Source organism: Thermosporothrix hazakensis (assembly GCF_003253565.1).
GTDB lineage: Bacteria > Chloroflexota > Ktedonobacteria > Ktedonobacterales > Ktedonobacteraceae > Thermosporothrix > Thermosporothrix hazakensis.
Map to the genome: position 1 here is coordinate 1 of NZ_QKUF01000082.1, position 1,610 is coordinate 1,610.

1 protein-coding gene is annotated in these 1,610 nt (G+C 52.3%); it reads left to right on the plus strand.

What is annotated here, in order from left to right; translation table 11 throughout:
* Nucleotides 1-15 precede the first annotated feature (15 nt).
* Nucleotides 16-1,610: amino acid adenylation domain-containing protein (locus tag EI42_RS31760; RefSeq protein WP_170143062.1), on the plus strand; the 1,595-nt coding region annotated here is incomplete at its 3' end.

Sequence of the window (1,610 nt, forward strand, 5' to 3'; positions counted from 1 at the left end):
ATAGCGGAGCAGCCGGTGACGAATCCGCAGGTGAGGATGGCGCCGGAGAATCTGGCGTATGTGATCTACACTTCCGGTTCGACCGGTCGCCCAAAAGGAGTAATGATTCCACATCGAGGACTTGTGAATCATTGTGTCGCCATTGCGAAGCGATATGGGCTCCAGGCAACTGATAAAGTATTGCAATTTGCCTCGTTCAGCTTTGATGTTGCCTGCGAAGAACTCTTTCCTGCTCTGACCTGTGGCGCTACAGTCGTGATGTGCTCTCGGGACCTTTCAACCGCTCCCGCTACTATGTTGCGATGGATAGAGCAGGAGGCGTTAACGGTGCTGAATCTTCCCGTACCATACTGGCAGGAATTGATTGAGTATCTGGTTCAGGAGGACACGAGCGTTTCCCTATCGTCTTCTCTGCGTTTGCTTGTGATTGGAAGCGAGAAGGTTCCTCCTGAAGCGGTTGTTCGCTGGCAAAAGCTGATAGGCGATAGGATACAGCTATACAATGCCTATGGCCCGACGGAGGCGACAATTACTGCAACGACCTATCCTCTGGATCTGAAGCGTTCATGGAGCAATGCTTTATCTGTGCCTATAGGGAGACCAATTGATAACGTTGAGCTATATGTGTTAGATCGTTCACTCATACCGGTGCCTGTTGGGGTGCCAGGAGAACTATATATCGGTGGTGATGGCTTGGCCAGAGGGTACATAAATAACCCGGCTGTAACGGGAGAGCGTTTTTGTCCGAATCCCTATAGCCCACAACCCGGTCAGCGAATGTATAAAACAGGGGATATTGTGCGCTATCTCTCCGATGGTTCCCTTGAGTTTCTGGGGCGAAGCGATCATCAGGTAAAGATTCGCGGGTTCAGGATCGAACTGGGAGAAGTCGAGCAGGCGCTGATGCGGCATCCAGAAATTGCTGAGTGCGTTGTTCATCCCTATGAGGAAAGTGGCCTTCCTCCGGTCTTGATTGCGTATGTTGTTGCGAAGCGCGGATCTGTTCTGTCAGATGGATCTCTGCGCAATTTCTTGAAAGCATACCTGCCAGATTATATGTTGCCCGCCGGCTTTGTGTTGCTGGATAAACTGCCGCTGACGAGCAATGGGAAGGTTGATCGGCAAGCGCTGCCTGCCCTGGCAAAGAGCCGGCAGATGACCGGGACGAGTTATGTTGCGCCGAGAACAGAAGTGGAGGCGACCTTAGTCGAGATCTGGAGAGAGGTTCTGGGTGTGACACAGGTAGGAATCGAGGATAATTTCTTTGCGCTCGGAGGCCACTCGTTGCTTGCTGTGCGCCTGGTGAGTCGTATCCAGCGCGCTCTACAAAAAGAGGTTTCAGTGCGAGATTTGTTTGCGTCGCCAACGATTGCAGGATTGGCAGAACATATACAGCATCAGAAAGCTGTTTCCAGCGCCGAGGGCTTGCCTGTGTTAAAGCGGGTATCACGAACCGAGAGGTTGCCATTGTCGTATGCGCAGCAACGGCTCTGGTTTCTGGATCGGCTGACTCCAGGACAATCAGCCTATACGATTGTGCTGGCGTGGAACCTGTATGGGCCACTGGATCATGAGGCGTTAATTGCAAGCTTATACCGGCTGGTTCGGCG